We start from the raw sequence: 21,157 nt of genomic DNA on the forward strand, positions 1-21,157 counted from the left end.
AACGGTTATAACATTCTTTTATAGTTGTTGCTTAAAACTGATATACTACTTCTAATTTATAGTCTTTAAGCGTTTCCTTTGCTTTGTCAATATCGGGAGTAAATCCTAAGATATATCCACCTCCACCAGAACCACATAGTTTTAAATAGTAGTCATTGGTTTCAATTCCCTTTTGCCAAACATTGTGAAATTGCTCTGGAATCATTGGTTTAAAGTGATTGAAAACTACAGCAGAAAGTTCTTTCGTATTATTGAATAGTGCTTTCAAGTCCCCTTTCAAGAAGTTATCTACACACGCATCTGTGTGCTTAATGAACTCTTCTTTCAACACTTTTCTAAAACCTTGTTCTTTTAATTTCTCCATAAAGATTGTAATCATGGGAGCTGTTTCTCCTACAATTCCAGAATCAATTAAGAACACTGCTCCCTTTCCATCTAAACTTTGAGAAGGAATGCCCGTAGGTTCAATATTGTCTTTTGAATTAATCAAAATAGGCAAGCTTAAGTAACTATTTAAAGGATCTAATCCAGAACTGGTACCGTGAAAGAAAGCTTCCATTTTACCAAAGATCTCTTTCAACTTCAACAATTTATCTTTGCTCAAGTTTTCTAAAACAGTAATTTTTTCCAACGCATATTGGTCGTAGATTGCTGCTACCAAAGCACCACTACTTCCTACACCGTAACCTTGTGGGATACTTGAATCAAAATACAGTCCGTTTTCAATTTCTCTTTGCAAACGATCCATATCAAATTGAACCAATGTTGGCTCTGATTCCTGCATATCAACAAGATATGCAGCAAAATTGCTCAAATATTCATTTGATTTTTTTGCGAATCCTTCTAAGTTATCCTCCATCTTAAGAGCTCCCTTATAGAAATTATAAGGAATTGATAATCCTTTTGAGTCTTTTATAATTCCGTATTCTCCGAATAAGAGAATCTTAGAATAAAATAAAGGTCCTTTCATAGCTTATAAAAGTAAATTTACCTTGCAAAGGTACGTATAATATTCACGCTTAGGTAGTTTTGTTTTATTTTTTTTCTACAGGTACCGATTTTTAAAACCGTAAACACAGTGCCTACATCCATTTTGACAGCATTGTCCTTTGAGTAAATGATACAATTCGGTAAACACAAAATAACCATTTTCTAAATAATAGTGTTTACCTTCCACCATTTCACTTCGTTTTAGCGGAAAATCTTCCGTTCTTGCTTCCATAAGCAGCTGATTCATTTGCTCCAAACAAGCCTTACACAAGCACTTGTGAAAAGAAGAACGCAAAAACGCTTTAGTGTCCGGATGGAGTGTAACCTGTGTACAGTCGCAATGTTCAATAGTCTCTGGTTGACAGTTAATTGGTGTTTTACAACGTGTGCACACTTTATTTTTCCCCATACTTTACCTCATTGTAGCAAAATTGTAGAACTGTAGCCCGCCTTTTGCTTCGATCTCCACTTGCTGCTGAACATTTTGTCCTTGCGCACGTTGTAAATCAAAAGACAATTGGTTCTTTCCTTTTACCAAAGGCACACGTGCATATTTTATTTCAGCAGGAAGCGTTTGCCAATTACGGGTATCTGCCTTTTCTGAAAATAAGTTATACAGCTGCAATCCAAACCCCAATCCTTCTAATACAGCATTGTTATCATTCGATCTTGCCACTGATTTCACCGCGTATTCCGCTGATTTTTTAACTGCTAAACGAGTTAAGATTTTCCCTAATTCTTTTCCTGCACGTTCTTGTAAAGTAGAAACCGCAACAACATCGATATCTTGTACTTTTTCCAAGGCATAAGTTGCTGTTCCGTTAACCTCTACTTGGGCTTTTGTGTAGGGAACAGGTGCACTAATATACTTCGGATAGGCGACATTTACACTGTGAACATCACTAAGGTCCGTTTTTCCCGCTATACCAAAATCCAACGGAATCATCACCCCTAACGCATCAGTAAAAACGAGAGAACCACTATCTCCTCTAATTAAAGAAAAGAACATCGTTTCTTCTTCCTTAACAGGAGCCGTACCATTTTCCCAGAAAACAACTAGCTCCCCTCCCTCAGCCTGTTGATAGGCTTTGAAAGGCATTTCAAATTCTTTTTCAAACTTTCTCAACTCGCCAGTAAAGCCTAGTTTATTTGCCATATTCATGACATCGTACTTTAAGTTTTCTGGAATACTCACTCCGTAATACAACCCGCCTACCGCGCTTTGGTAAACTTCTACGGCATTGCGATACGCGATAAAAGCATCGTTATAATTCCCTACAGACTCGTAGATTAGTCCTTGCAAATTCAAAGCAAAGGCATCCTTAGAATAACGTGTTGTCTTATCGTTGTACTTATCACCTTGTTGATAGTTTTGAAGCGAAATACGTCGAGCTTCGACGAGTGCTTCTTGGGATTGTCCGAGATATAAGTAGTTCAATGCTTTATAATAGTGTAGCATAAAAATTTCAAATTCTTCTCCTTTATAACTTTGAGACATCGAATTCAAAAATAGTCCTACCATCACATCTCCAACCTTGGAGACTTGATCTTCAATTAAGAGATCCGCCTTATTTAGATACTGATTACTCAGTGCATAATTTCCTTTTAAATGCTCTACTCTACCTTTCTCCATGTAAAACAACAGGAGGTTTCTCGATTTTTGTAACAGCTTATTTTTGTCTAAAGCTTTATCCGCACCAACGTAGTCTTCGTGTGTCATACGCTGGTAATAATCTGTAATTCTATCGTGATATGTGGCGCATCCAAAGACGAAAAACATTAGTGCCACAGGCACTAATGTTTTTGTTATGGAAGATATGGTTCGATTGAAAACCATCAATTATAAGTTTAGTTTTTTACGTATTTCGCTATTTTTTTGTCTCCAATCCAAACAACTTCATTCGTTTGTAGATTCGTTAATTCTAAATTAACTTGATAGTAAACAACTTTTTTCTTTTTGTGTGAGTCTACAATGGAGTTAATAGAACCTTGCAACATAAAGTCTGCACCTTGTTCTAAACCAAACTGTTTCATTGAAGAAGCAGAAGCATTCGTTTGTTGATCTGCTCTTTCTCCTCTTAGTTCCTCGCGTTTTTTACCTCCTTGTACTAAACGAACACGTCCAGATTGAATAAACGATTGCTCCACATCCTTAACAAATGTTTCAGCATCAATATGCTCATGGCTTTTATTGTATACCATGCCCACGATAACTACTGGTTTTTTATTGTTGTTGTCGTCTTGAAAATCTCCAATCCAACCACCATCAAGTACTTGTCTGGTCATTTGCTGAGCAACTTCTCTTGAGTCTGAATTATTCCATCTACCACTTAAGTCGATTGTTTCTTCCGTACTAACACGTGTAACCTGACGGCCACATGAGGTGATAAATAAACCTGATGCTGCTAAAACTGCAGCTAAAGCTATCTTCTTAATTTGCATACTTTTTTTATTATTCATTAATGTTTTTACTAAATAGAGAACCACCAGTTCCCGGTTTTAAAGCCAATACGCGGCATCCAATTCCAATTGCTATAGTTTCTATAGTAATTATTGTATCCGTAGTTGTAATCATATCCGTAATCGGAATAATACGAACGACCATATTTTGCTCTTGCCATACGTTCTTCATGACGGTATTGGCGTTTCAATGCTTTTCGCTCTTGTTTTGCTTCATACCAATCATACGCCTTGTATGTATTGTGAACTGTTTCACTCAACGTAGCTGTTAAAGAATCTTTGTTCATCATGTATTTTTCTTTACTTACATGATAATTCGGATTTTGATCCTCTATTAGTGATTGTGCGTTTGCTTGATAAGTAAACAAGCTACACATCACGAGTCCTAATAACTTAATAACATTTCTCATAGCTTGATCTATTTTTTTATTAAACACTATTTTTCTACTGTAAATTTAGCACTTTTATTTAATAAATAATGCTCCACCCCCTACTTTATCTTCTATAAACTGTTTATTTTGGCAAAAATCACTCAAACTTTCTTGCACAAAATGGAGAACCTCATTCTTTACAGCAGCAGGAAAAAGGAGGTGAACATTCGCCCCTGCGTCTAAAGTAAAACAAACAGGAATAGCAGTTTTTGCCCTAAAAGCCCAGATTTTCTCAATAATCTGTAAGGTATTGGGCTTCATCAAAATGAAATAAGGCATAGAGGTCATCATCATAGCATGTAAGGTTAATGCTTCACTTTCCACCAAAGCGACAAACTTCGTAAGGTCACCTGTTTCGAGTATATTTTTTAACATACCTAGGTTTTGATGTGCCTGTTTGAAACGCTCAGCTGCAAAAGGATGATTGTGCATCAAATCATGTCCCACCGTACTCGATACTTGTTTCTCCCCTTTATCTACCAGTAAAATCACATCTTGATATTCCTTAAAATTGGGATGAATCGCAAAAGGAGCTTCGATACCAAATAAGTCTGAGCTGCCTAGCACATCCGCTTGTTCTCCCCAAATAACAACCTCTCCTTTAATGCTTCTACAAGCACTTCCAGAACCTAAGCGAGCTAGAAAAGAAGCCTTATTCAAAAAGTATGCTTCTGCCATAGTAGGATGAAGCAAGCGCTCTAGGGACATAATATTCATCGACAGCGCTGCCATACCCGATGCCGAAGAGGCGATTCCCGAACTATGCGGAAACGTATTCGTCGTGTCAATCGCAAAGTGATACTCCTCTATATAAGGACAATAGTTGACAATGCGCTCAAAAAACTTTTGCACTTTCGGTTTAAACTCTTCTTTCGGTTTCCCATCAAAAGACAAATCAAAACTAATTCCCTTTGCTGCTTTGGATGTAAAAGCCAATGTTGTAATTGTCTTACAATTACTCAAGGTAAAACTCAAAGAGGGATTAGCAGGAATTTGATTCTCCTTTTTACCCCAATATTTCACTAATGCAATATTACTCGGAGCGCTCCAAGTAAATTGTCCTTGTTGCACAGCTGCTACCGTACTTTTACTTCTATCAAATATAAAATCACTTGCGTTTGTCATTCCTTTCCCTTTTTTGACAAAAATACTACCTTTTTATTACATACGACACTAGCCCTATAACATCTCACAAAACTTATCCTAAAAGGATAAACCAACAACCTAATTCAACAAGTATGTAGCACAACAAACCTCAAAATAACAAAAGCAAATAAAAAACAGTTAAACATTGTATTAAAACCAAAAATTCATTAATTTGCTTTTACCACAGATAATTAAACAACCAAAAAAATGAAAAAAATACACCTTACAGCGACGTCTAAAATGCATTTAGACGGAAACTATTCTGTTTTCATTTACGCTGGGACACATTTAATCAAAGAAGTTGACACTTCTTCCCAAACCTATTTACGACTAGAAAATGACGTAGATGAATTGACTTTTGTATATGGAAACAGTTCTCATACCCTTGCCTTGAGTCAACTAAATGAAAAAAAGAAACAAGAAATTCAATTGACAGATGACCTTGCGCTTGACTTGTGTTTAGTCCCTCGCATATATCTGTTAGATCAAACTAACCTATTTGTAAGCTTTCTTTCTGGTTTAATCGCCGTTGCCTATTCCATATTTGCAACCTCTAATTGGGATGAACTAGTATTCTTATTGGGAAGCACAGTAATTGTACTATTATTATTTATGGTTTTGTACAGACACCCTATACATACAGGGCATTACAACCTCCGTATATCCATGACTATTAGCGCTTTATTATTGATCTTTTTTCTCATACCGATCGAAAACTGGTCCATCAAAACCCTAATAGGATTGTCAACGCTTACGGTAGGAATACGTTTTATAAAGGATTACCAACGAACACTCGCATTGGTTTACAATCCCTTCCATAAAACATAAAAAAATATGGAAGGGAGAACCTTCCATATTTCTATTAGCACTTACAAAATTACATACATCTTTAAATCAGAATGAGACTCTGATTTTTTAGTTGTGTGTTTGCCAAAGGAACATAAAATTCCTTTGAAATCCACTAGTTTCAAATAAACTTATCAACAATGTTATCACCAATTTCCCCTTAATTATGTTAAGTTTAAGAACTGTAAAAATAGCGGTTTACTTCGGCTAAAATTGTCTTTCTACTTTGCACACTGATATAATCTGTATCAATGGGCGCACTGAACATAAACATCGGATTAGCAGGAAATTCACTTGTTGAACGAAACAACAAAAAGTAGCTTTTCCCAGAGCGTCCCGATTGGAGCCACTCTTCTAATTTGTAGTAATCGGGTACAGAGCGCCTTTCTCTTACCACGATCAAAACGTCTTTGATCTCGGTCCAAGCCAAGAATTTTTCTTTAAATAAGCTCTTATACCTCACCCCCTTTTCGTCAATACTCACTTTCATAAAGACAATTTTATAAAAGAATACCAAAAACAGAAAGAAGAGCACGAGGGCAACAAGCTTAACGATCCCCACACCAACAACCAAAAAGAAAATAGCTGTTGATAAAAAAGGTCCCAAACAAACGAGCAAAAGTAACACGTTACTACTCGTATTATAATAAGTAAATGTCATATCGTCTTTATTACTTTGTTGAAGCAATAGCTTGAGCCGTTAAAAAACCGGTAGTCCAAGCATTTTGAAAATTAAAACCACCTGTAATAGCATCAATATTGAGGATTTCACCTGCAAAATACAAGTCTTTGCAAATTTTACTTTCCATCGTTTTAAAATTCACATCGCGCAAATCAATTCCCCCTGCGGTTACAAACTCATCTTTAAACGTACTCTTGCCATTCACTTGGTATTCTCCTTCCTGTAGTTCTACGACTAAAGCTTGTAATTGTTTGTTGTTTAAATCCGCCCAGGTGGTGGTCGCAGTAATTCCTGCCGCCACAACTAATCGTTCCCATAGTCGAGTAGGGAACTCAAACAATCCTCTTTTCAAGATTATTTTCTTTGCGTGTTCGTGTTTAAAGGCTTTCAGATGGACTAGTAAATCTTCTCGATCAAATTGAGGAAGCCAATTAACAAGAATGTGAAATTGATACTTTTTTTCTGCCAGAAGACGAGCGCCCCAAGCAGACAAGCGCAAAATACCAGGTCCACTCATCCCCCAATGGGTAATCAACAAGGGTCCCGTTGCTTCTAATTTACTTCCTTTTACTTTGATTGTAGCAGGAGTTGCAACCCCCATTAAATCCACAATGCGTTTATCTTTGCTATTAAAGGTAAACAAAGACGGTACAGGTTCAACCACGCGATGCCCAAGATCAGCCATCATTTGCCATACTTTCGGATTACTACCTGTAGTAAAAACCAGTTGAGAACACGTCATTCCATCTTTAGAAGTATCCAATTTCCATCCTTTCTCACTTTGATAAACTCCTTGTACACTAACCCCTTGCAATACCTCAATTTTATACTTTGCCGCTGCTTTCGCAAAACAGTCAATAATCGTTTGAGAGGAATCTGTAACCGGAAACATACGACCGTCTTCTTCGATTTTCAGTTCCACACCGTATTTAGCAAACCACTCAATCGTATCCCCACAACAAAACTGATGGAAAGGACCAAGTAATTCTTTCGAACCTCTAGGATAAAATCGAACTAGTTCTTTCGGATCAAAACACGCGTGCGTAACATTACAACGTCCGCCGCCTGATATTCTAACTTTAGCAAGTACTTCTTTTCCGCGTTCTATAATGGCAATTTTTAAATTTGCGTTGCGCTCACCCAAATTAATTGCCGTAAAAAAACCTGCAGCACCACCACCTACAATAATAATATCATAATGCATAATCCCCATATTTAGCCATTTACTAAAGTTCTCTTTTTTTATTCTATATGAAACTTTTATCTTTACAGGCACAAAGATACTTACTTACAATCGCATCCCTATCATTGTAAAATTAAGATTATGAAAAAATTGCCATTTTTAGCACTACTTGTTTTATTTGCTATGTGTAAATCAGTTCCGCACGGAAGTAGCACGAACACAAAAGACAATACAAACAGCAGCAGCTCAACTGCTTCTTCTAAAGAATTAACAATTGAAGAACGCATTGAAGAAATCAAAGAAGAAAACCGCTTACCAGAAGAAAAAGACGTGATTGATTTGCCTGATTACGCTCAAGTTCGAGATGATTTTCGATCTGTAACAGACAAAACAAAAGAATCCTATTTACAAGGGATGCAAGCAACAAGCGCCAAATACAGCGTTCTGATTCTTACCCAAGGATTTAAAGGAGAGAACATTGTGGTAAAAAACAGCACTAAAACCTTTTTTAAAGGAATGGTAATGAGCGACTTATCCAATGGGATTGCAAAATCCATTCGCGTGGACAACACGGACAGCTTTTCGATTTTGGACAATTATACCAATAGTGAAGTAACTATTGAAAGTGATCATGCTAAGATGTTTAAATTTATTTACATCATGAAAAACAGCAGTAAAGACAATCCTTTCAAAGTAACGTTTAGCAACACTTTACGTCCCGTACGCTAATGGAATCACGAGACACTATTTTACGACTTATCCAACAAACGGCTCTTATTTTAAGAGCCTTTTTTAATCAAGTACCTCAAGATCCCATGGAAGAAAAAGATCTTACTGATTTTACATCCACGCTCAAGGAACAAACAACACTTGATCTAGAAGTCTTGTTGCAGTTACAAACGCAACAAGATATGCAAAAATACCTTGGCTCAATTTCCGCTTTTGACGCGTCAAATCAAGAGATTCTTGCTGACGTACTAGTTGCCTTAGCAGAAAAAATAACTGATTTAAATCAAAAGCAGGCATACGAAGAAACTGCTTTGATGCTTTATATAACCATCAATCAAACGACACAAACCTACAATTGGAAAAGACAAAATAAAATTGATCAATTGAAAGTAAAAGACTAACTACTATTTCTTCTTTCTCGATATAGTAGGTTCTCCCATAAAAATAACCTCCACTTCATCTACCATCACTATCTCAAGGACAGCTTCAAAATCTGTAACATTTACAATTTGAGTATCTAATCCAATAAAAGATACACTGAGATTTAACTGTTTACCGCTATCTTTTGGTATAACTAATTCAAATTTACCAAACACATCCGTTTCTACCCTGTATTTGGTATCAAATATAGTTACAACAGCTCCAGGTAAAGCATGCTGTTCTCCATCTATAACAACACCTTTCAAAACTCTTTCTTGACTCAGTATAGATTCATTCTGCTTTTTGCTTTGGTCAGTCTTAAAAGGCAACTGTTCTGTTGTTCTTTTTTCTTGTGCTTGTGTAGTTGTAGCAGCAGTTAATACTAATAAGTTTACAAAAGTCGCTACCAATCCATTGAATCGAAAACTTTTTGTTATATATAAATCATCATTCAATTCTGTATTTAAAAACTTCGCTGGTATCCGTCCGCATAACTTATCGCCTTTCTTGATGCGATTAATCAATTCTTGTTTTGTATAAGTTGAAAAATCATAGATTTCCTTTTCACAAACCGCACAAAAACGCCCTTTTTCCAAAGGCGTCATTTGGTTCCAATCTTCAGAACACGGTTCTGGAATCTGAATGAGGTATTTTGCCATATATACTAATGTCGTTTTTTTACAGGTTGAATTGTTGAGAGCGTGTTCATTGGTCGTTGGTCGTCGTTCGTCCTAGCGATTTATCGTTTAAAGAAGGAGACAACCGCCATCTCAACAAACTCCTCACTCCTCACTCCTCACTTTTTCTTTACTCCAAGCGACCACTTGAATTCCATCCGAATAATTAGGGGCGATGACCTGATCCTCCGTTAAGTGAATCCCCGCCAATTGATAATCTACTTTCAGATGATTAAACGCTACCTCTTTTAACTCCCAAACTTCATGGTGAATTTGATAGCGATATAAATTATTGTTGACATACACATACAAACAATAGCGCTCTGTTAACCATATTTGTAAAGGTGTCTTTTGTTGTACTTTTTTTCCTATAGTGTAATTTGCTTCTAATCGAAATTTCTTCTTTTCATTTGAAGAGGTATACAGCTCCCCTTTTCGTTTCATTGTTGCTTTTTCGTAAGGCAATCCCGATAGTTTCTTGGAAACATAAACAGAAAGCGTTTTTCCTGCTTCAATATTCAAGAAATACACCCCTGCTTTCCCTTCTTTTGTTACATAGGTACGGACATTGAGCTCATCGAAATTGGATATAAAACCCACGGCTGGTAGATACCGTGGACGAATCTTCTCCATGGTAAAAGGAACAACTGAAATATAGTACTTACCTTCAAAGGCGTCTAATTCGAGTGCATCAGGAACTAAAGCCCTTAACACATCAAAAGGCACTTCAAAATGCAAAAAAAGGAGTCGATTCCACTCCTGGTAATAGCTCCACTTTTCGCGTGGCATTGGCCAGGGTCTGTGTTCAACTGCTTGTAAGATTGTATGAATCATATCTACTTTCTTTTTCTTCCTTAAAGATACTCAAAATCTAAACGCTAGGACGCAAAAAAGGCACCCCAATAAGATGCCTTTTTTCTCCATAGCTTCTTCTTATGTTGCTCATACCTAAAAGCTATTTCTATACAATTGAACACATTCGGAAACTAAATCAGTTATCAACGAATTAAAACATTATAAATATACTAAATTCCACTAAAATTACCTCATAGAACCTTCTCAAACCCTTATTTTTCCATAATACCTAGGGAAAACTGCGAAAACCCACTAATCTGTTTATCAAACAAAGCATCTCATTCAAGATCCGTAGTAAAAGCTAAAAATAGGGCTATTCTTTCCTTTTCACTTTTAAAAAGGATGGATACAGCACCTATAAAACGCAAAAAACTCCATGATAGACAAGGAGTTTTAGCTTTATATTTTAACGGGCAATCATTTGTTCATAAGGTAAGACTGTTGTGTACCCTTTTGCTGCAAAATAGACCGTTGGATCCTCTTCTGCGAGTACGAGAACAAAATCTCCTCCCCAAGCACCTAGGCTTTTTATAGTTCCTGTAAAATCGGCAAACAAGCGTTCTTGAACAGGCTGAATACCAAGGATTCGACCCACAATTGTTTCGTGTTCGCGAATCAACTCGGCAAAAATTTCCACCGAAGTCGCTGTTACTAATGCTTGACTAATCTCAGAGATTCGTTTGATCTCAGCGGAAAGCAAACCTTTTTTTGCTCGATAAGCCTGAATCGCTTCTTTGCTACTTTGTTTTTCGTTTAAGTAGACAAAGTACATTTTCTTGCAAAAGGCAGGTTGAAAATCAACCAATTCAACACGAGGCTCAATAGGATCTGTCAACTGATAAAACAAGGCACTCTTATGCTGTGCACAAGCAATATCATAGCCACTACCTCCAAAAGATTCTTGCAACAATTGATAGGGATTAATGCCAAACCACTGTGCTACGTTGTTAATCCAAGTAGAAGAAGTTCCCAATCCCCACAAACGAGGAAAAGTCAGCTTACACGTTACTTTAAATCCTCCTCCACGTTGTAAAAGCCTTGGATTTTGACTATGCGCTGCTCTCAATACGCCAACTAAGGTTTGAAGATATGCACTGCCCTGTATTCCTTTGTTATGCAGCAGCTGATCAATTGTCACTTGTTCTTGCATCCAAATTTCCCCATCTGCATCATAGCTCGTCCAATCCAATACAGCTTCCTCTATGGACTCGACGTGCATCGATTGGCCTTGGGCAGTAGGTAAAGCAAAGGCCTTTGCTCCATCTAACACCACATACTCACCAGCAATCAACAACTTACCAGGGCTGTAAAAATCCATCTAAACTATTTTCTAAGCGTTTCTAACAATTCAACTACAGCACGGTGTGAAACTACATTTTTTTCAAAATGAGCCACTACTTTTACGCGTTCTTCATCCGTTGCTTTAAATTGATTTAAGATATTCATTAAGTGCATTTTCATGTGACCCTGTTGAATTCCAGTGGTTGTCAGTGATTTAACCGCTGCAAAGTTTTGTGCCAAACCAGCAACCGCAATAATTTGCATCAATTGTGTTGCTGACGGTTTTTGTAACATTTGCAAGGCTATTTTCACCATTGGATGTAAGGAGGTTAATCCCCCAACCGTTCCTACTGCTAGCGGTAGATCAATCCAGAATTTAAAAATCCCACCTTCGATTGACGCATGAGATAAACTGCGGTATTGTCCATCTCTAGCCGCATAAGCATGAACCCCTGCTTCAATCGCTCTAAAGTCATTTCCAGTAGCTAAGACAACAGCATCCACTCCATTCATCACTCCTTTATTATGCGTTACGGCTCTAAAAGGTTCAATTTCTGCAATGCGAACCGCTTGTACAAATTTTTCTGCAAAAAGTACAGGATCCTGAATATCACTTGATTTCAATTCACCAACAGGACAAGAAACTTCAGCGCGAACCACACAATTGGGCACATAATTCGACAAGATACTCATCACCACATCTATGTTTTTCTCCTCCTCATTAAATGCAGGATAAACCAAAGCTTCTCGCTTTAATGTTGTAGCCATTTGCTCCAAACACGAGTTGATGAAATTTGCCCCCATACTATCCTTCGTTTCAAAAGTAACGTGCAATTGATAGTAGTTTTCAATTTCTTGTGTTTTATCGCGCAAAGTAATCGCTAAGATACCACCTCCTCGTTTTTGCATGTTTTGAGTAATAGGAAACGTATCTTCAAGGAAAGTCTTCTGAAGATCTTGAATCAATTGATTCAATTTCTGTTTATCCCCTTTGTAAAGAAAGTGAACTTGACCAATTTTTTCGGTGTCTAAGATTGTTGCTTTAAACCCACCGCGATCAGCCCAAAATTTTGCAGCTTTAGATGCAGCAGCAACAACCGAGCTCTCTTCAATCACCATAGGAATCGTATACCAAATGTCATTGATCAAGAAATTAGGAGCGACACCAAGAGGTAGATAAAAATTTGTAATCGTATTTTCAATAAATTCATCGTGTAATTTCTGTAAATCCTCGTCTGAATTCCAATACTGTTTGATTAAATCTACGACCGCTTCTTGGTTGTTTAAATATGTTTTTGCTATCCAATTGATTTTCTCCTCCTTGTTTAGTTTAGAAAACCCATTTATACTCCCTATCATGATTAAAAAGTTTAAGAAACAAAGATACGTGATTCTATTGGGTTATGAAATGGAAATATTGAAGGAGAAAAGAGAAAGGAGCAACAACGCCCTGTAAATCGCTGGCATGCGTAACATCGCTAAGGAAATAATGAGGGGGTAGTCCTGCTCATGTCTTGTTCTAGTCATCATTAGTATATGTCTAGGGTAGCTCAATAGTGCGTCCATAGTGCCTCTATTAAAATAACCGTTTTAATGGACTCACTATGGACTCACCATGGACTCACTATGGACTCACCCCGAACAAGCCTAGTCTATACTTACACCAACTGTGTACGTTTTCATTTTTTAGTGATAGATAGACCTCTTGTAGTCTTAGTCTAATTTTCAACCCCCATGACAAGGGATAAAAAAAGACAACCCTATTCGGCAACACCTTGCTAATTCCGTTCTCCTCACTCCATTATCCGTTAAATTATCTATGATGCAAGAATACTCTAAACAACAGCCCGTAAAAAAAGCAAATAAATAAAATTCCATACGATTTGTGCAAGGTATTGGGACTTTCAGTACCAAAAACGCTTCAATAAAATTAAGTTTTTATTATTTAATCTGAATGAAAATTGGCATAAATCAGATTTTTTCAGTAAAATTGGAAGTTTTTTCGACTAATTAGATAATGAAATACATTAAATTCACCTCTTTAATTTGCGTGATTGCTACGCAAATTGGTCTAGCGCAAAAGAGCATTGAGCTATCAGAAATATGGAATGGCACCTTTAAAACAGAGGCTATGCAAGCGGTCAACACCTTAGAGACCCAGAATCAATACGCGCGTATTGAGCGCATTTCTGAGCAGCACCAAGTAATTAATTTATACGACTTCTCAACCTTAGAAAAAACAAAAACGGTTTTCAGTAATCAGCATTTCCCTGCCGTCAAATCTATCGAAAGCTATGTCTTTGACGCGAAAGAGGAACAAATTCTTATTGGAACCAACACAACACCAATCTATCGCCGTTCTTTCTTAGCGGATTACTACTTGTACAATCCCAAGGCGAATCAGATTACAAAAATAGCAGATCACCCCATCATGGAACCGCTTTTTTCTCCTGATGGCAACAAGATAGCTTATGCTTATCAAAACAACCTATTCATTTACGATATTGCATCAAAAAAAACCACGCAACTAACACAAGACGGACAGAAAAACCATATCATTAATGGTATTTCCGATTGGGTGTATGAAGAAGAATTCAGCATTGTACGCATGTTTGATTGGAATAAATCGAGTACACAATTGGCGTATGTCAAGTTTGACGAAACTGAAGTTCCGGAATACTCCATGGACGTATATGGATCGGGATTATACCCTACACAAGATAAATTTAAATATCCAAAAGCAGGAGAAAAAAATGCAGTAGTTTCTCTTCATATTTACGATGTCAATCAAAAGGAGAACAACACTGTGGATCTATCTGAATTTTCCGATTTTTACATTCCGAGAATCAAATGGACCAACGACGCTAAATACTTGAGTATCCAAGTAATCAACAGACATCAAAATGATTTAAAAGTATTTTTTGTAGACGGTGATACACGAGCAAAAAAATTAATCCTAAATGAAAAAGACAAAGCGTATGTTGATGTACACACCCTTTCCTTTTTAGCCAATAATGACTTTGTTTGGATGAGTGAACGCGATGGAAACAACCATTTATACCACTACAACAAAGACGGAAAACTGTTAAATCAAATCACCAAAGGCAACTGGGAAGTAACTGACTACTATGGTATTGATGTAAAAAACAAAAGATTATTCTTCCAATCCGTAGAGCGAGGCTCGATCTACCGAGACGTTTACTCCATCGAATTAAATGGCAAAAACAAAAAGCTACTTTCTTCGCAATTGGGAACAAATACAGCTATTTTCAGTCCGAAATTTGATTTATTTATCAATGTACATTCTTCGACTACAACTGCACCACGTTACACCTTACACCAAAGTAATACAGGCAAAGTAGTGAAAGAAATTTTGAATAACACACCTTTAGAGAACAAGGTAAAAGCCTATCAACTTCCAACAAAAGAATTCACACAAATTCCAACAATAGGAGGCGTTATGCTGAATGCTTGGATCATGAAACCCGTTAATTTTGACGCGTCCAAAACATATCCGGTATTCATGTATCAATACAGTGGTCCTGGTTCACAACAAGTGGCAGATCATTGGTTTGATTCCAATGACTACTGGCATGCGATGCTGACTCAAAAAGGGTACATTGTCGTTACAGTTGACGGAAGAGGAACAGGATTTAGAGGAGCTGCCTTCAAAAAAACAACACAATACGAATTGGGTAAATACGAAGTAGAAGACCAAATCGAAGCGGCGAAGTACCTTGCTCAACAAAGTTACGTAGATGCCTCTAGAATTGGAATCTGGGGATGGAGTTACGGCGGATTTATGTCGACGAACTGTCTCTTAAAAGGCAATGACGTATTCAAAATGGCAATCGCTGTAGCACCAGTAATCAACTGGAGATATTACGACTCAATCTACACCGAACGCTACATGAAAACGCCACAGGAGAACCCATCGGGATACGATGACAACTCTCCGTATTTCTTTGCCAACCAACTCAAAGGACGCTATTTATTAGTGCATGGAACAGCAGACGACAACGTACACGTTCAAAATGCCATGGCGATGATTGAAACCTTAGTTCAACACAACAAAGATTTTGATTGGTTAATCTACCCAGATAAAAACCACGGAATCTACGGAGGAAACACACGCTTACAACTGTACACCAAGATGACAAATTTCATCTTAAACAACTTATAAAACGACTAACGATCAACTATTAAAACTATAGTTTAAATTTTAAAACAAACTATACTAAACTTAACGTAAATGGCAGCAGAAACAGCTACTAAATCAGACCTTTTTAAGTCTAATGTCTTAGGACATCCAGCAGGTCTTTTCGTTCTTTTCTTCACGGAAATGTGGGAACGTTTCTCTTTCTACGGAATGAGAGTATTATTGATTCAATTCTTAACCGCTCAAGTGCTTTTTGGCAGCGAGTTTTCAGGATGGGGCTGGTCAGCAGAGCAAGCCGGTGCCTTATATGGTACGTATGCGATGCTTTTATACCTAACTCCAATTTTAGGGGGAGTTATCGCCGATAAATACATTGGTTCTCGTTGGGCGGTAATCGTTGGAGCGATTATTATGACCGTAGGTCACGCTTCAATGGCTGCAGAGGGAATCTCTAAAATTTGGTTCTTTGTTGGACTCGCTTGTTTGGTGATTGGTACGGGTTTCTTCAAACCTAATATGCCTTCCATGCTAGGTGAAATGTACAAAGCACTTCCTGAAAAGAAAGATGGGGCTTATACGATTTTCTACATGGGAGTAAACTCAGGAGCTTTCTTCGGAATGATGCTTTGTGGGTACTTAGCCGAAACAAAAGGATGGCACTATGGATTTGGATTAGCGGGTATTTTCATGCTTTTGGGAACGATTCAATTTTGGTTAGCTAAACCTCTTTTTGGCAGCTTAGGGGAATTGAAAAAAGAAGATACTACAGTTGAAAAAACAGCGAACCAAATCAAAGAAGAAGAGGAAACAAAAAATCCTTATACGCTTGTAGATTACATCTTAATCGCTATTGTATCTATTGTTGGATTACTGTACGCATTTAATGATCCTTTATCTAAAAATGGTGTATTAGATATTTTCGCCTTCTTAGACACCTCGTACTTACGCGGACAAAACTTAATGGCTATCTTGGCTTTAGTTTCTTTCTTATACTTAGTAGTCTCTCGTATTCTACGTTATGGTAAAGTAATTAGAGATCGTATGTTTGCCGTTATCTTATTGGCATTCTTCTTGATGTTCTTCTTTATGAGTTTTGAACAAGGAGCGACTTCTTTAGTACTTGTTGCGAGAGACTATGTAGATCGAACTTTAGAAGGAACTGCATTAACGGTGTTTAATATCATCAATACGTGTTTAACTATCATTCCTTTGTTGATTATTTCATGGGTATTGATTCTCTTAGCGAAAGCAACTTGGAAAAAAATCGCGCTATCCAATGTGATTTTATTCATTTGTTTTGCTGGTATTTGGGCGATGGCGATTTATATGTTAAATGCTGAATTTTCAAAAGAAGCTTCTGAAATCACCGTTTCATGGTTCTCAATCTTAAACTCGTTCTTTATTATTGCTTTAGCGTCTTCGGTATCGAAATTATGGGATTCTAAATACAACCCACCTGCTGCATTTAAATACGGAATTGGATTGCTATTAGTTGCAATTGGATTCTTAATCTTAGGATTGGGATCAATGGGATTAGGTGATGGTGTAAAAATGTCGATGATATTTTTAGTTTTAACTTACTTATTCCATACTTTAGGGGAATTATTTATTTCACCAGTAGGATTGTCGTATGTATCGAAATTAGTACCAGGAAAAATGCTAGCCTTTATGTTTGGTATGTGGTACTTAGCCTTGGCAATTGCTCAAAAATTTGCTGCGATCCTAGGAGGGCAAATTGAAAATATTAAGGAAGAATATTCGTTGAGTCACTTCTTCTTCTTGTTTACTTTAATCCCAGCTGCTGCTGCAATATTGGTGATGTTAGTAAACCCACTATTGAAAAAACTAATGCACGGTGTTCGTTAACCCACCGTGCATTGCACAATAAATAAAAACTATAAACAATGAGTCAAACACAGACATTAGAAGAGATTCAAAATTTCTCTGGTAAATACCCGAAGCAAATTTGGAGCTTATTCTTCTCAGAAATGTGGGAACGTTTTTCGTTCTATGGAATGAGAGGAATGTTGGTTTTCTTTATGATTGACCAACTTAAATTTGAAGAAGCACAAGCGAACTTACAATACGGTGCTACACAAGCTTTCGTATATGCCTTCACCTTTTTAGGAGGTATTTTTGCAGATAAAATTTTAGGTTTCCGAAAGTCTTTGTTTTGGGGTGGTGCCATGATGATCTTAGGGAGTTTAATCTTAGCGATTGACCCTCACGCTTACTTTTTCATTGGTATTGCCTTTACGGTAATTGGTACAGGTTTCTTTAAACCCAACATCTCAACAATGGTTGGTAAATTGTACAAAAAAGGAGATGATCGTACAGATGCTGGTTTCTCTTTATTCTATGCAGGAATTAACTTAGGTGCATTGATTGGAGGATACTTGTGTATCGCTATTGGAAAAGGACACTTATTCCAAGATTCTATCGCAGTAGAAAACCGTTGGAGCGTTGCTTTTGGTTTAGCCGCTTTCGTTATGTTAGTGAGTTTAGTGAACTTCATCTTTACCAAAAGACACTTAGGTCCTATCGGACTACAACCGATGCAAACAAATGCGAACGGCGAACAAGTAAAAATGCCTTTATGGAAGGAAGTAGGGACATACGTCTTAACTTTTGCCATGGTACCCGTAATCGTATTTATGATTGACAATACGGATTACACGGCTTATTTCATGTACACAGTTGGGCCTTTAGCTTTGGCTTACTTGTTCTACGAAATGACTAAATTGACAAGCGCTGAACGCAAAAAAATCATTGCTGCTTTAGTGTTTATTTTCTTCTCGATTCTATTCTTTGGTATTTACGAACAAGCTGGTGGATCATTGAGCATTTTTGCTGCGAAAAACTTGAATTCAGATTTATTGGGTATTCACCTAGATCCAAACGGAGTGAATAACTCTGGTGGAGCGTTCTTCATTATCTTCATTGCACCTTTATTAGGTTTATTGTGGATTTGGATGGCGAAAAAGAAAATCGAACCGAATACCGTAATGAAGTTTGGTTTAGGATTTATTCTTTTAGGCGCTGGATATTACGCTTTATTTGGAACGCGTTTCTTCGCTGATGCTGCTGGTATGACTTCGTTAGACTTCTTTACCTTCGCCTTGTTAATCATTACCCTAGGAGAGTTGTGCCTATCGCCAATTGGACTGTCTATTATGACGAAACTTTCAACGGCTAACTTACAAGGGATGATGATGGGAATGTGGTTCTTGGCGAGTGCGTACGGACAATATGTTGCAGGTATCATTGGTGCTGCTATGTCTAAAGGACGTACGGAAATTGAAACAGGGAATCACCCGAACTACGATGCTCTTCTTTCTTATACAGATGGATACAAAGACTTGGGTCTTTATGCCGTGGTTGCTGGGGTAATTCTAATTGCACTTTCACCACTGATGAAAAAATTAATGCAGGAAGTGAAGTAATCAAACGACACTTTTATTATATCAACAAGACAAAAGCGGCCTATCGGTCGCTTTTTCTTTTTTCAGCTATTTTTTTAACATGGAATCCATTGCCATATAGAATATAGGAATTAAATTACACTCCTAAATTTTAACAACCTATTATCATCATGTCACAAAATAATAAAACCTTTGGACAAACGTTGCGATCGTTCAATAAAAACTTCTGGATCGCCAGCTTCATGGAACTCATGGAACGTTGGGCATGGTACGGAATTTACACCCTTTTAGGACTTTACTTAGTTGGTTCAACAGATACAGGTGGCCTTGGTTTTGACCACGTTCAAAAGGGAAGTATCATGGGAGGAATAGTAGCTATATTATACTTCTTGCCTTTATTTTTTGGCGTTATTGCTGATCGTATTGGTTATAAAATATCCTTGATTATTTCCTTTATTATCATGATCGTCGGTTATTACCTTTTAGGGGAGGTAACTGCATTCTCCAATGTCTATGCTGCGTTTTTATTAGTTGCGGTAGGAGCAGCGTTTTTTAAACCTGTAGCATCAGCCATTATTGCAAGTAACACCGATGAATCTTCAGGTACCTTAGGTTTTGGTATCTTCTATATGATGGTGAATATCGGAGGGTTTATCGGACCCGCGATGTCATCGGGATTGCGCACTACCTACGGATGGAACATCATCTTCATACAAGCTGCCGTAGTAATTGCTATTAACTTAGTTGTCGTATTATTTTTCTATAAAGAATCCAAAGTAGAAAAACCCAAAGACTCTATTGGAAAGGCGATTAAAGATTCTGTACTAGGTATATTTGAAGCTTTAAAAGACGTCCGTTTAGGTATTCTACTTGTATTAATGATTGGTTTTTGGACCATGTTTAACCAATTGTTCAACACCTTGCCTAACTTTATCGAGGATTGGGTAAACTCTGCCGCATTAAGTGAGTGGATCAATGAAAATGTACCGTTCTTAGGAACCTTATTGACACAAGATGGTCAAGTAAAACCCGAGTGGTTTACGAATATTGACTCTTTTATGATTATCATCTGTCAGGTGACAATTTCTTATTTCGTAACTAAGATGCGTCACATCAACGCAGTAATTCGCGGGGCTGTTATTGCGAGTATTGGAGTTGGACTAACTTTCTATACACACAATCCACTATTTACAATTTTAGGAACCATGATCTTCTCAATTGGGGAAATGATGTCGAGTCCAACCGTGTCTTCCTTTATTTCATTAATTACTCCTAAAGGAAAAGATGGTTTATACCAAGGGACGTACTTTTTACCTGTGGCAGCGAGTTACTCTGTTACGGATTATATATCAGGAAGCTTATACCAATCGTGGTCAGATAAGCTATCCCTCTTAAAAACAGAGATGGCAACGCGCAACGTGCCAATGCCTGAAGTAGTCAGTCACGAACAATTCATAGAAGAAGGAGCTAAGGCGTTAAATATGTCCATTTCTGCTTTTGAAAAACAATTCAACCTCAAAGCAGACACAGTAGATTGGCTACAAGTGACACAAGCCTTCAAGGATTTTGCAGCATCTAAAGCCATTGATATTAGCCAAATTCACTTCCCCTTCTCTAAAAATGAATACTTCGCTTTAGCAGAGCAAAAGCTAGGTATGTCGCATTGGGAAATGGTGGATATGCTTTGGAACACCTATAGTCCAAACAAAATTTGGTATGTTATTTTTGCTATTGGTATATTTTCTGTGGTCACTTTAGTTATCTATGATAAATTGGTGATTAAACCAATCGAAAACAAAAAATAACGAAGTGTTTTTATACTAAAATTATTGAGATCGAAAAAAATAACCGTTTAAACTAAATAAAAATAGTTATC

At 37.2% G+C, this 21,157-nt stretch carries 19 protein-coding genes; 7 read left to right on the forward strand and 12 right to left on the reverse strand.

What is annotated here, in order from left to right:
* Positions 1 to 31 precede the first annotated feature (31 nt).
* From ACPDG9_RS02760 to ACPDG9_RS02785, 6 genes are all read right to left on the reverse strand, one after another.
* Positions 32 to 970, reverse strand: coding sequence for a mevalonate kinase family protein (locus ACPDG9_RS02760; RefSeq protein WP_430526288.1), 939 nt, complete (start codon positions 968 to 970; stop codon positions 32 to 34).
* 75 nt (positions 971 to 1,045) lie between these two features.
* Positions 1,046 to 1,399, reverse strand: coding sequence for a cysteine-rich CWC family protein (locus ACPDG9_RS02765; protein WP_430526289.1), 354 nt, complete (start codon positions 1,397 to 1,399; stop codon positions 1,046 to 1,048).
* Positions 1,400 to 1,402: 3 nt separating this feature from the next.
* Entirely contained in the window at positions 1,403 to 2,770 is a 1,368-nt protein-coding gene (locus ACPDG9_RS02770) for a COG3014 family protein (protein WP_430526393.1), read from the reverse strand.
* A 68-nt stretch (positions 2,771 to 2,838) separates the two neighbouring features.
* Positions 2,839 to 3,432 (reverse strand): penicillin-binding protein activator LpoB, encoded by a 594-nt coding sequence (locus tag ACPDG9_RS02775; RefSeq protein ID WP_430526394.1) that lies wholly within the window; start codon positions 3,430 to 3,432, stop codon positions 2,839 to 2,841.
* A 29-nt stretch (positions 3,433 to 3,461) separates the two neighbouring features.
* The gene (locus tag ACPDG9_RS02780) at positions 3,462 to 3,860 is read right to left on the reverse strand and encodes a hypothetical protein (RefSeq protein ID WP_430526290.1); all 399 of its coding nucleotides are present in this window, start codon (positions 3,858 to 3,860) and stop codon (positions 3,462 to 3,464) included.
* 54 nt (positions 3,861 to 3,914) lie between these two features.
* Positions 3,915 to 5,006: a diphosphomevalonate/mevalonate 3,5-bisphosphate decarboxylase family protein gene (locus tag ACPDG9_RS02785; RefSeq protein WP_430526291.1), complete on the reverse strand. Its 1,092-nt coding sequence runs from the start codon at positions 5,004 to 5,006 to the stop codon at positions 3,915 to 3,917.
* A 228-nt stretch (positions 5,007 to 5,234) separates the two neighbouring features.
* Between ACPDG9_RS02785 and ACPDG9_RS02790 the strand changes: the two genes are divergently transcribed.
* Positions 5,235 to 5,855 carry a hypothetical protein gene (locus ACPDG9_RS02790; RefSeq protein WP_430526292.1) on the forward strand — a complete coding sequence of 207 codons (621 nt, stop codon included), beginning with the start codon at positions 5,235 to 5,237 and terminating at the stop codon, positions 5,853 to 5,855.
* A gap of 193 nt (positions 5,856 to 6,048) precedes the next feature.
* On the opposite strand, the gene ACPDG9_RS02795 is transcribed toward ACPDG9_RS02790, so the two are convergent.
* On the reverse strand, positions 6,049 to 6,363 hold the full coding sequence (locus ACPDG9_RS02795; protein WP_430526293.1) for a hypothetical protein: 315 nt from the start codon (positions 6,361 to 6,363) through the stop codon (positions 6,049 to 6,051).
* Between the two features lie 181 nt (positions 6,364 to 6,544).
* Positions 6,545 to 7,759, reverse strand: a complete 1,215-nt coding sequence (locus tag ACPDG9_RS02800) for an NAD(P)/FAD-dependent oxidoreductase (RefSeq protein WP_430526294.1) — start codon at positions 7,757 to 7,759, stop codon at positions 6,545 to 6,547.
* 120 nt (positions 7,760 to 7,879) lie between these two features.
* Here ACPDG9_RS02800 and ACPDG9_RS02805 point away from each other — a divergent pair, with 120 nt between their 5' ends.
* Together ACPDG9_RS02805 and ACPDG9_RS02810 are read left to right on the forward strand one after the other, a co-directional pair.
* Complete coding sequence (locus tag ACPDG9_RS02805; RefSeq protein WP_430526295.1) at positions 7,880 to 8,467, forward strand: hypothetical protein; 588 nt, start codon at positions 7,880 to 7,882, stop codon at positions 8,465 to 8,467.
* A complete protein-coding gene (locus ACPDG9_RS02810) occupies positions 8,467 to 8,868 on the forward strand; it encodes a hypothetical protein (RefSeq protein ID WP_430526296.1) in 402 nt (133 codons plus the stop codon). The genes ACPDG9_RS02805 and ACPDG9_RS02810 overlap by 1 nt, the downstream gene beginning before the upstream one ends.
* 3 nt (positions 8,869 to 8,871) lie before the next feature.
* Here the strand turns inward: ACPDG9_RS02810 and ACPDG9_RS02815 are convergent, their stop codons facing one another.
* The 4 genes from ACPDG9_RS02815 to ACPDG9_RS02830 all read right to left on the reverse strand — a co-directional run bounded on the left by ACPDG9_RS02815 (position 8,872) and on the right by ACPDG9_RS02830 (position 13,059).
* Positions 8,872 to 9,546, reverse strand: coding sequence for a carboxypeptidase-like regulatory domain-containing protein (locus ACPDG9_RS02815; protein WP_430526297.1), 675 nt, complete (start codon positions 9,544 to 9,546; stop codon positions 8,872 to 8,874).
* Positions 9,547 to 9,669: 123 nt separating this feature from the next.
* Positions 9,670 to 10,398, reverse strand: a complete 729-nt coding sequence (locus ACPDG9_RS02820; RefSeq protein WP_430526298.1) for a YqjF family protein — start codon at positions 10,396 to 10,398, stop codon at positions 9,670 to 9,672.
* 427 nt (positions 10,399 to 10,825) lie between these two features.
* On the reverse strand, positions 10,826 to 11,737 hold the full coding sequence (locus ACPDG9_RS02825; protein ID WP_430526299.1) for a GYDIA family GHMP kinase: 912 nt from the start codon (positions 11,735 to 11,737) through the stop codon (positions 10,826 to 10,828).
* Positions 11,738 to 11,742: 5 nt separating this feature from the next.
* Entirely contained in the window at positions 11,743 to 13,059 is a 1,317-nt protein-coding gene (locus ACPDG9_RS02830) for a hydroxymethylglutaryl-CoA reductase, degradative (protein WP_430526300.1), read from the reverse strand.
* A 658-nt stretch (positions 13,060 to 13,717) separates the two neighbouring features.
* Here ACPDG9_RS02830 and ACPDG9_RS02835 point away from each other — a divergent pair.
* The 4 genes from ACPDG9_RS02835 to ACPDG9_RS02850 all read left to right on the forward strand — a co-directional run bounded on the left by ACPDG9_RS02835 (position 13,718) and on the right by ACPDG9_RS02850 (position 21,086).
* Positions 13,718 to 15,883, forward strand: coding sequence for a S9 family peptidase (locus ACPDG9_RS02835; RefSeq protein WP_430526301.1), 2,166 nt, complete (start codon positions 13,718 to 13,720; stop codon positions 15,881 to 15,883).
* A gap of 69 nt (positions 15,884 to 15,952) precedes the next feature.
* Complete coding sequence (locus ACPDG9_RS02840; RefSeq protein ID WP_430526302.1) at positions 15,953 to 17,725, forward strand: peptide MFS transporter; 1,773 nt, start codon at positions 15,953 to 15,955, stop codon at positions 17,723 to 17,725.
* Between the two features lie 38 nt (positions 17,726 to 17,763).
* Positions 17,764 to 19,302, forward strand: coding sequence for a peptide MFS transporter (locus ACPDG9_RS02845; protein WP_430526303.1), 1,539 nt, complete (start codon positions 17,764 to 17,766; stop codon positions 19,300 to 19,302).
* A 149-nt stretch (positions 19,303 to 19,451) separates the two neighbouring features.
* On the forward strand, positions 19,452 to 21,086 hold the full coding sequence (locus tag ACPDG9_RS02850; protein WP_430526304.1) for an MFS transporter: 1,635 nt from the start codon (positions 19,452 to 19,454) through the stop codon (positions 21,084 to 21,086).
* Positions 21,087 to 21,157 lie beyond the last annotated feature (71 nt).

The sequence above is a fragment of the Myroides sp. C6-3 genome (assembly GCF_050522425.1).
Lineage (GTDB): Bacteria > Bacteroidota > Bacteroidia > Flavobacteriales > Flavobacteriaceae > Flavobacterium.

What these genes read in the sequence shown, in the direction of transcription:
- ACPDG9_RS02760 (WP_430526288.1), bottom strand. Translation starts at nt 970, where the DNA reads ATGAAAGGACCTTTATTTTATTCTAAGATTCTCTTATTCGGAGAATAC.
- ACPDG9_RS02765 (WP_430526289.1), bottom strand. Translation starts at nt 1,399, where the DNA reads ATGGGGAAAAATAAAGTGTGCACACGTTGTAAAACACCAATTAACTGT.
- ACPDG9_RS02770 (WP_430526393.1), bottom strand. Translation starts at nt 2,770, where the DNA reads ATGTTTTTCGTCTTTGGATGCGCCACATATCACGATAGAATTACAGAT.
- ACPDG9_RS02775 (WP_430526394.1), bottom strand. Translation starts at nt 3,432, where the DNA reads ATGCAAATTAAGAAGATAGCTTTAGCTGCAGTTTTAGCAGCATCAGGT.
- ACPDG9_RS02780 (WP_430526290.1), bottom strand. Translation starts at nt 3,860, where the DNA reads ATGAGAAATGTTATTAAGTTATTAGGACTCGTGATGTGTAGCTTGTTT.
- ACPDG9_RS02785 (WP_430526291.1), bottom strand. Translation starts at nt 5,006, where the DNA reads ATGACAAACGCAAGTGATTTTATATTTGATAGAAGTAAAAGTACGGTA.
- ACPDG9_RS02790 (WP_430526292.1), top strand. Translation starts at nt 5,235, where the DNA reads ATGAAAAAAATACACCTTACAGCGACGTCTAAAATGCATTTAGACGGA.
- ACPDG9_RS02795 (WP_430526293.1), bottom strand. Translation starts at nt 6,363, where the DNA reads ATGAAAGTGAGTATTGACGAAAAGGGGGTGAGGTATAAGAGCTTATTT.
- ACPDG9_RS02800 (WP_430526294.1), bottom strand. Translation starts at nt 7,759, where the DNA reads ATGCATTATGATATTATTATTGTAGGTGGTGGTGCTGCAGGTTTTTTT.
- ACPDG9_RS02805 (WP_430526295.1), top strand. Translation starts at nt 7,880, where the DNA reads ATGAAAAAATTGCCATTTTTAGCACTACTTGTTTTATTTGCTATGTGT.
- ACPDG9_RS02810 (WP_430526296.1), top strand. Translation starts at nt 8,467, where the DNA reads ATGGAATCACGAGACACTATTTTACGACTTATCCAACAAACGGCTCTT.
- ACPDG9_RS02815 (WP_430526297.1), bottom strand. Translation starts at nt 9,546, where the DNA reads ATGGCAAAATACCTCATTCAGATTCCAGAACCGTGTTCTGAAGATTGG.
- ACPDG9_RS02820 (WP_430526298.1), bottom strand. Translation starts at nt 10,398, where the DNA reads ATGATTCATACAATCTTACAAGCAGTTGAACACAGACCCTGGCCAATG.
- ACPDG9_RS02825 (WP_430526299.1), bottom strand. Translation starts at nt 11,737, where the DNA reads ATGGATTTTTACAGCCCTGGTAAGTTGTTGATTGCTGGTGAGTATGTG.
- ACPDG9_RS02830 (WP_430526300.1), bottom strand. Translation starts at nt 13,059, where the DNA reads ATGATAGGGAGTATAAATGGGTTTTCTAAACTAAACAAGGAGGAGAAA.
- ACPDG9_RS02835 (WP_430526301.1), top strand. Translation starts at nt 13,718, where the DNA reads ATGAAATACATTAAATTCACCTCTTTAATTTGCGTGATTGCTACGCAA.
- ACPDG9_RS02840 (WP_430526302.1), top strand. Translation starts at nt 15,953, where the DNA reads ATGGCAGCAGAAACAGCTACTAAATCAGACCTTTTTAAGTCTAATGTC.
- ACPDG9_RS02845 (WP_430526303.1), top strand. Translation starts at nt 17,764, where the DNA reads ATGAGTCAAACACAGACATTAGAAGAGATTCAAAATTTCTCTGGTAAA.
- ACPDG9_RS02850 (WP_430526304.1), top strand. Translation starts at nt 19,452, where the DNA reads ATGTCACAAAATAATAAAACCTTTGGACAAACGTTGCGATCGTTCAAT.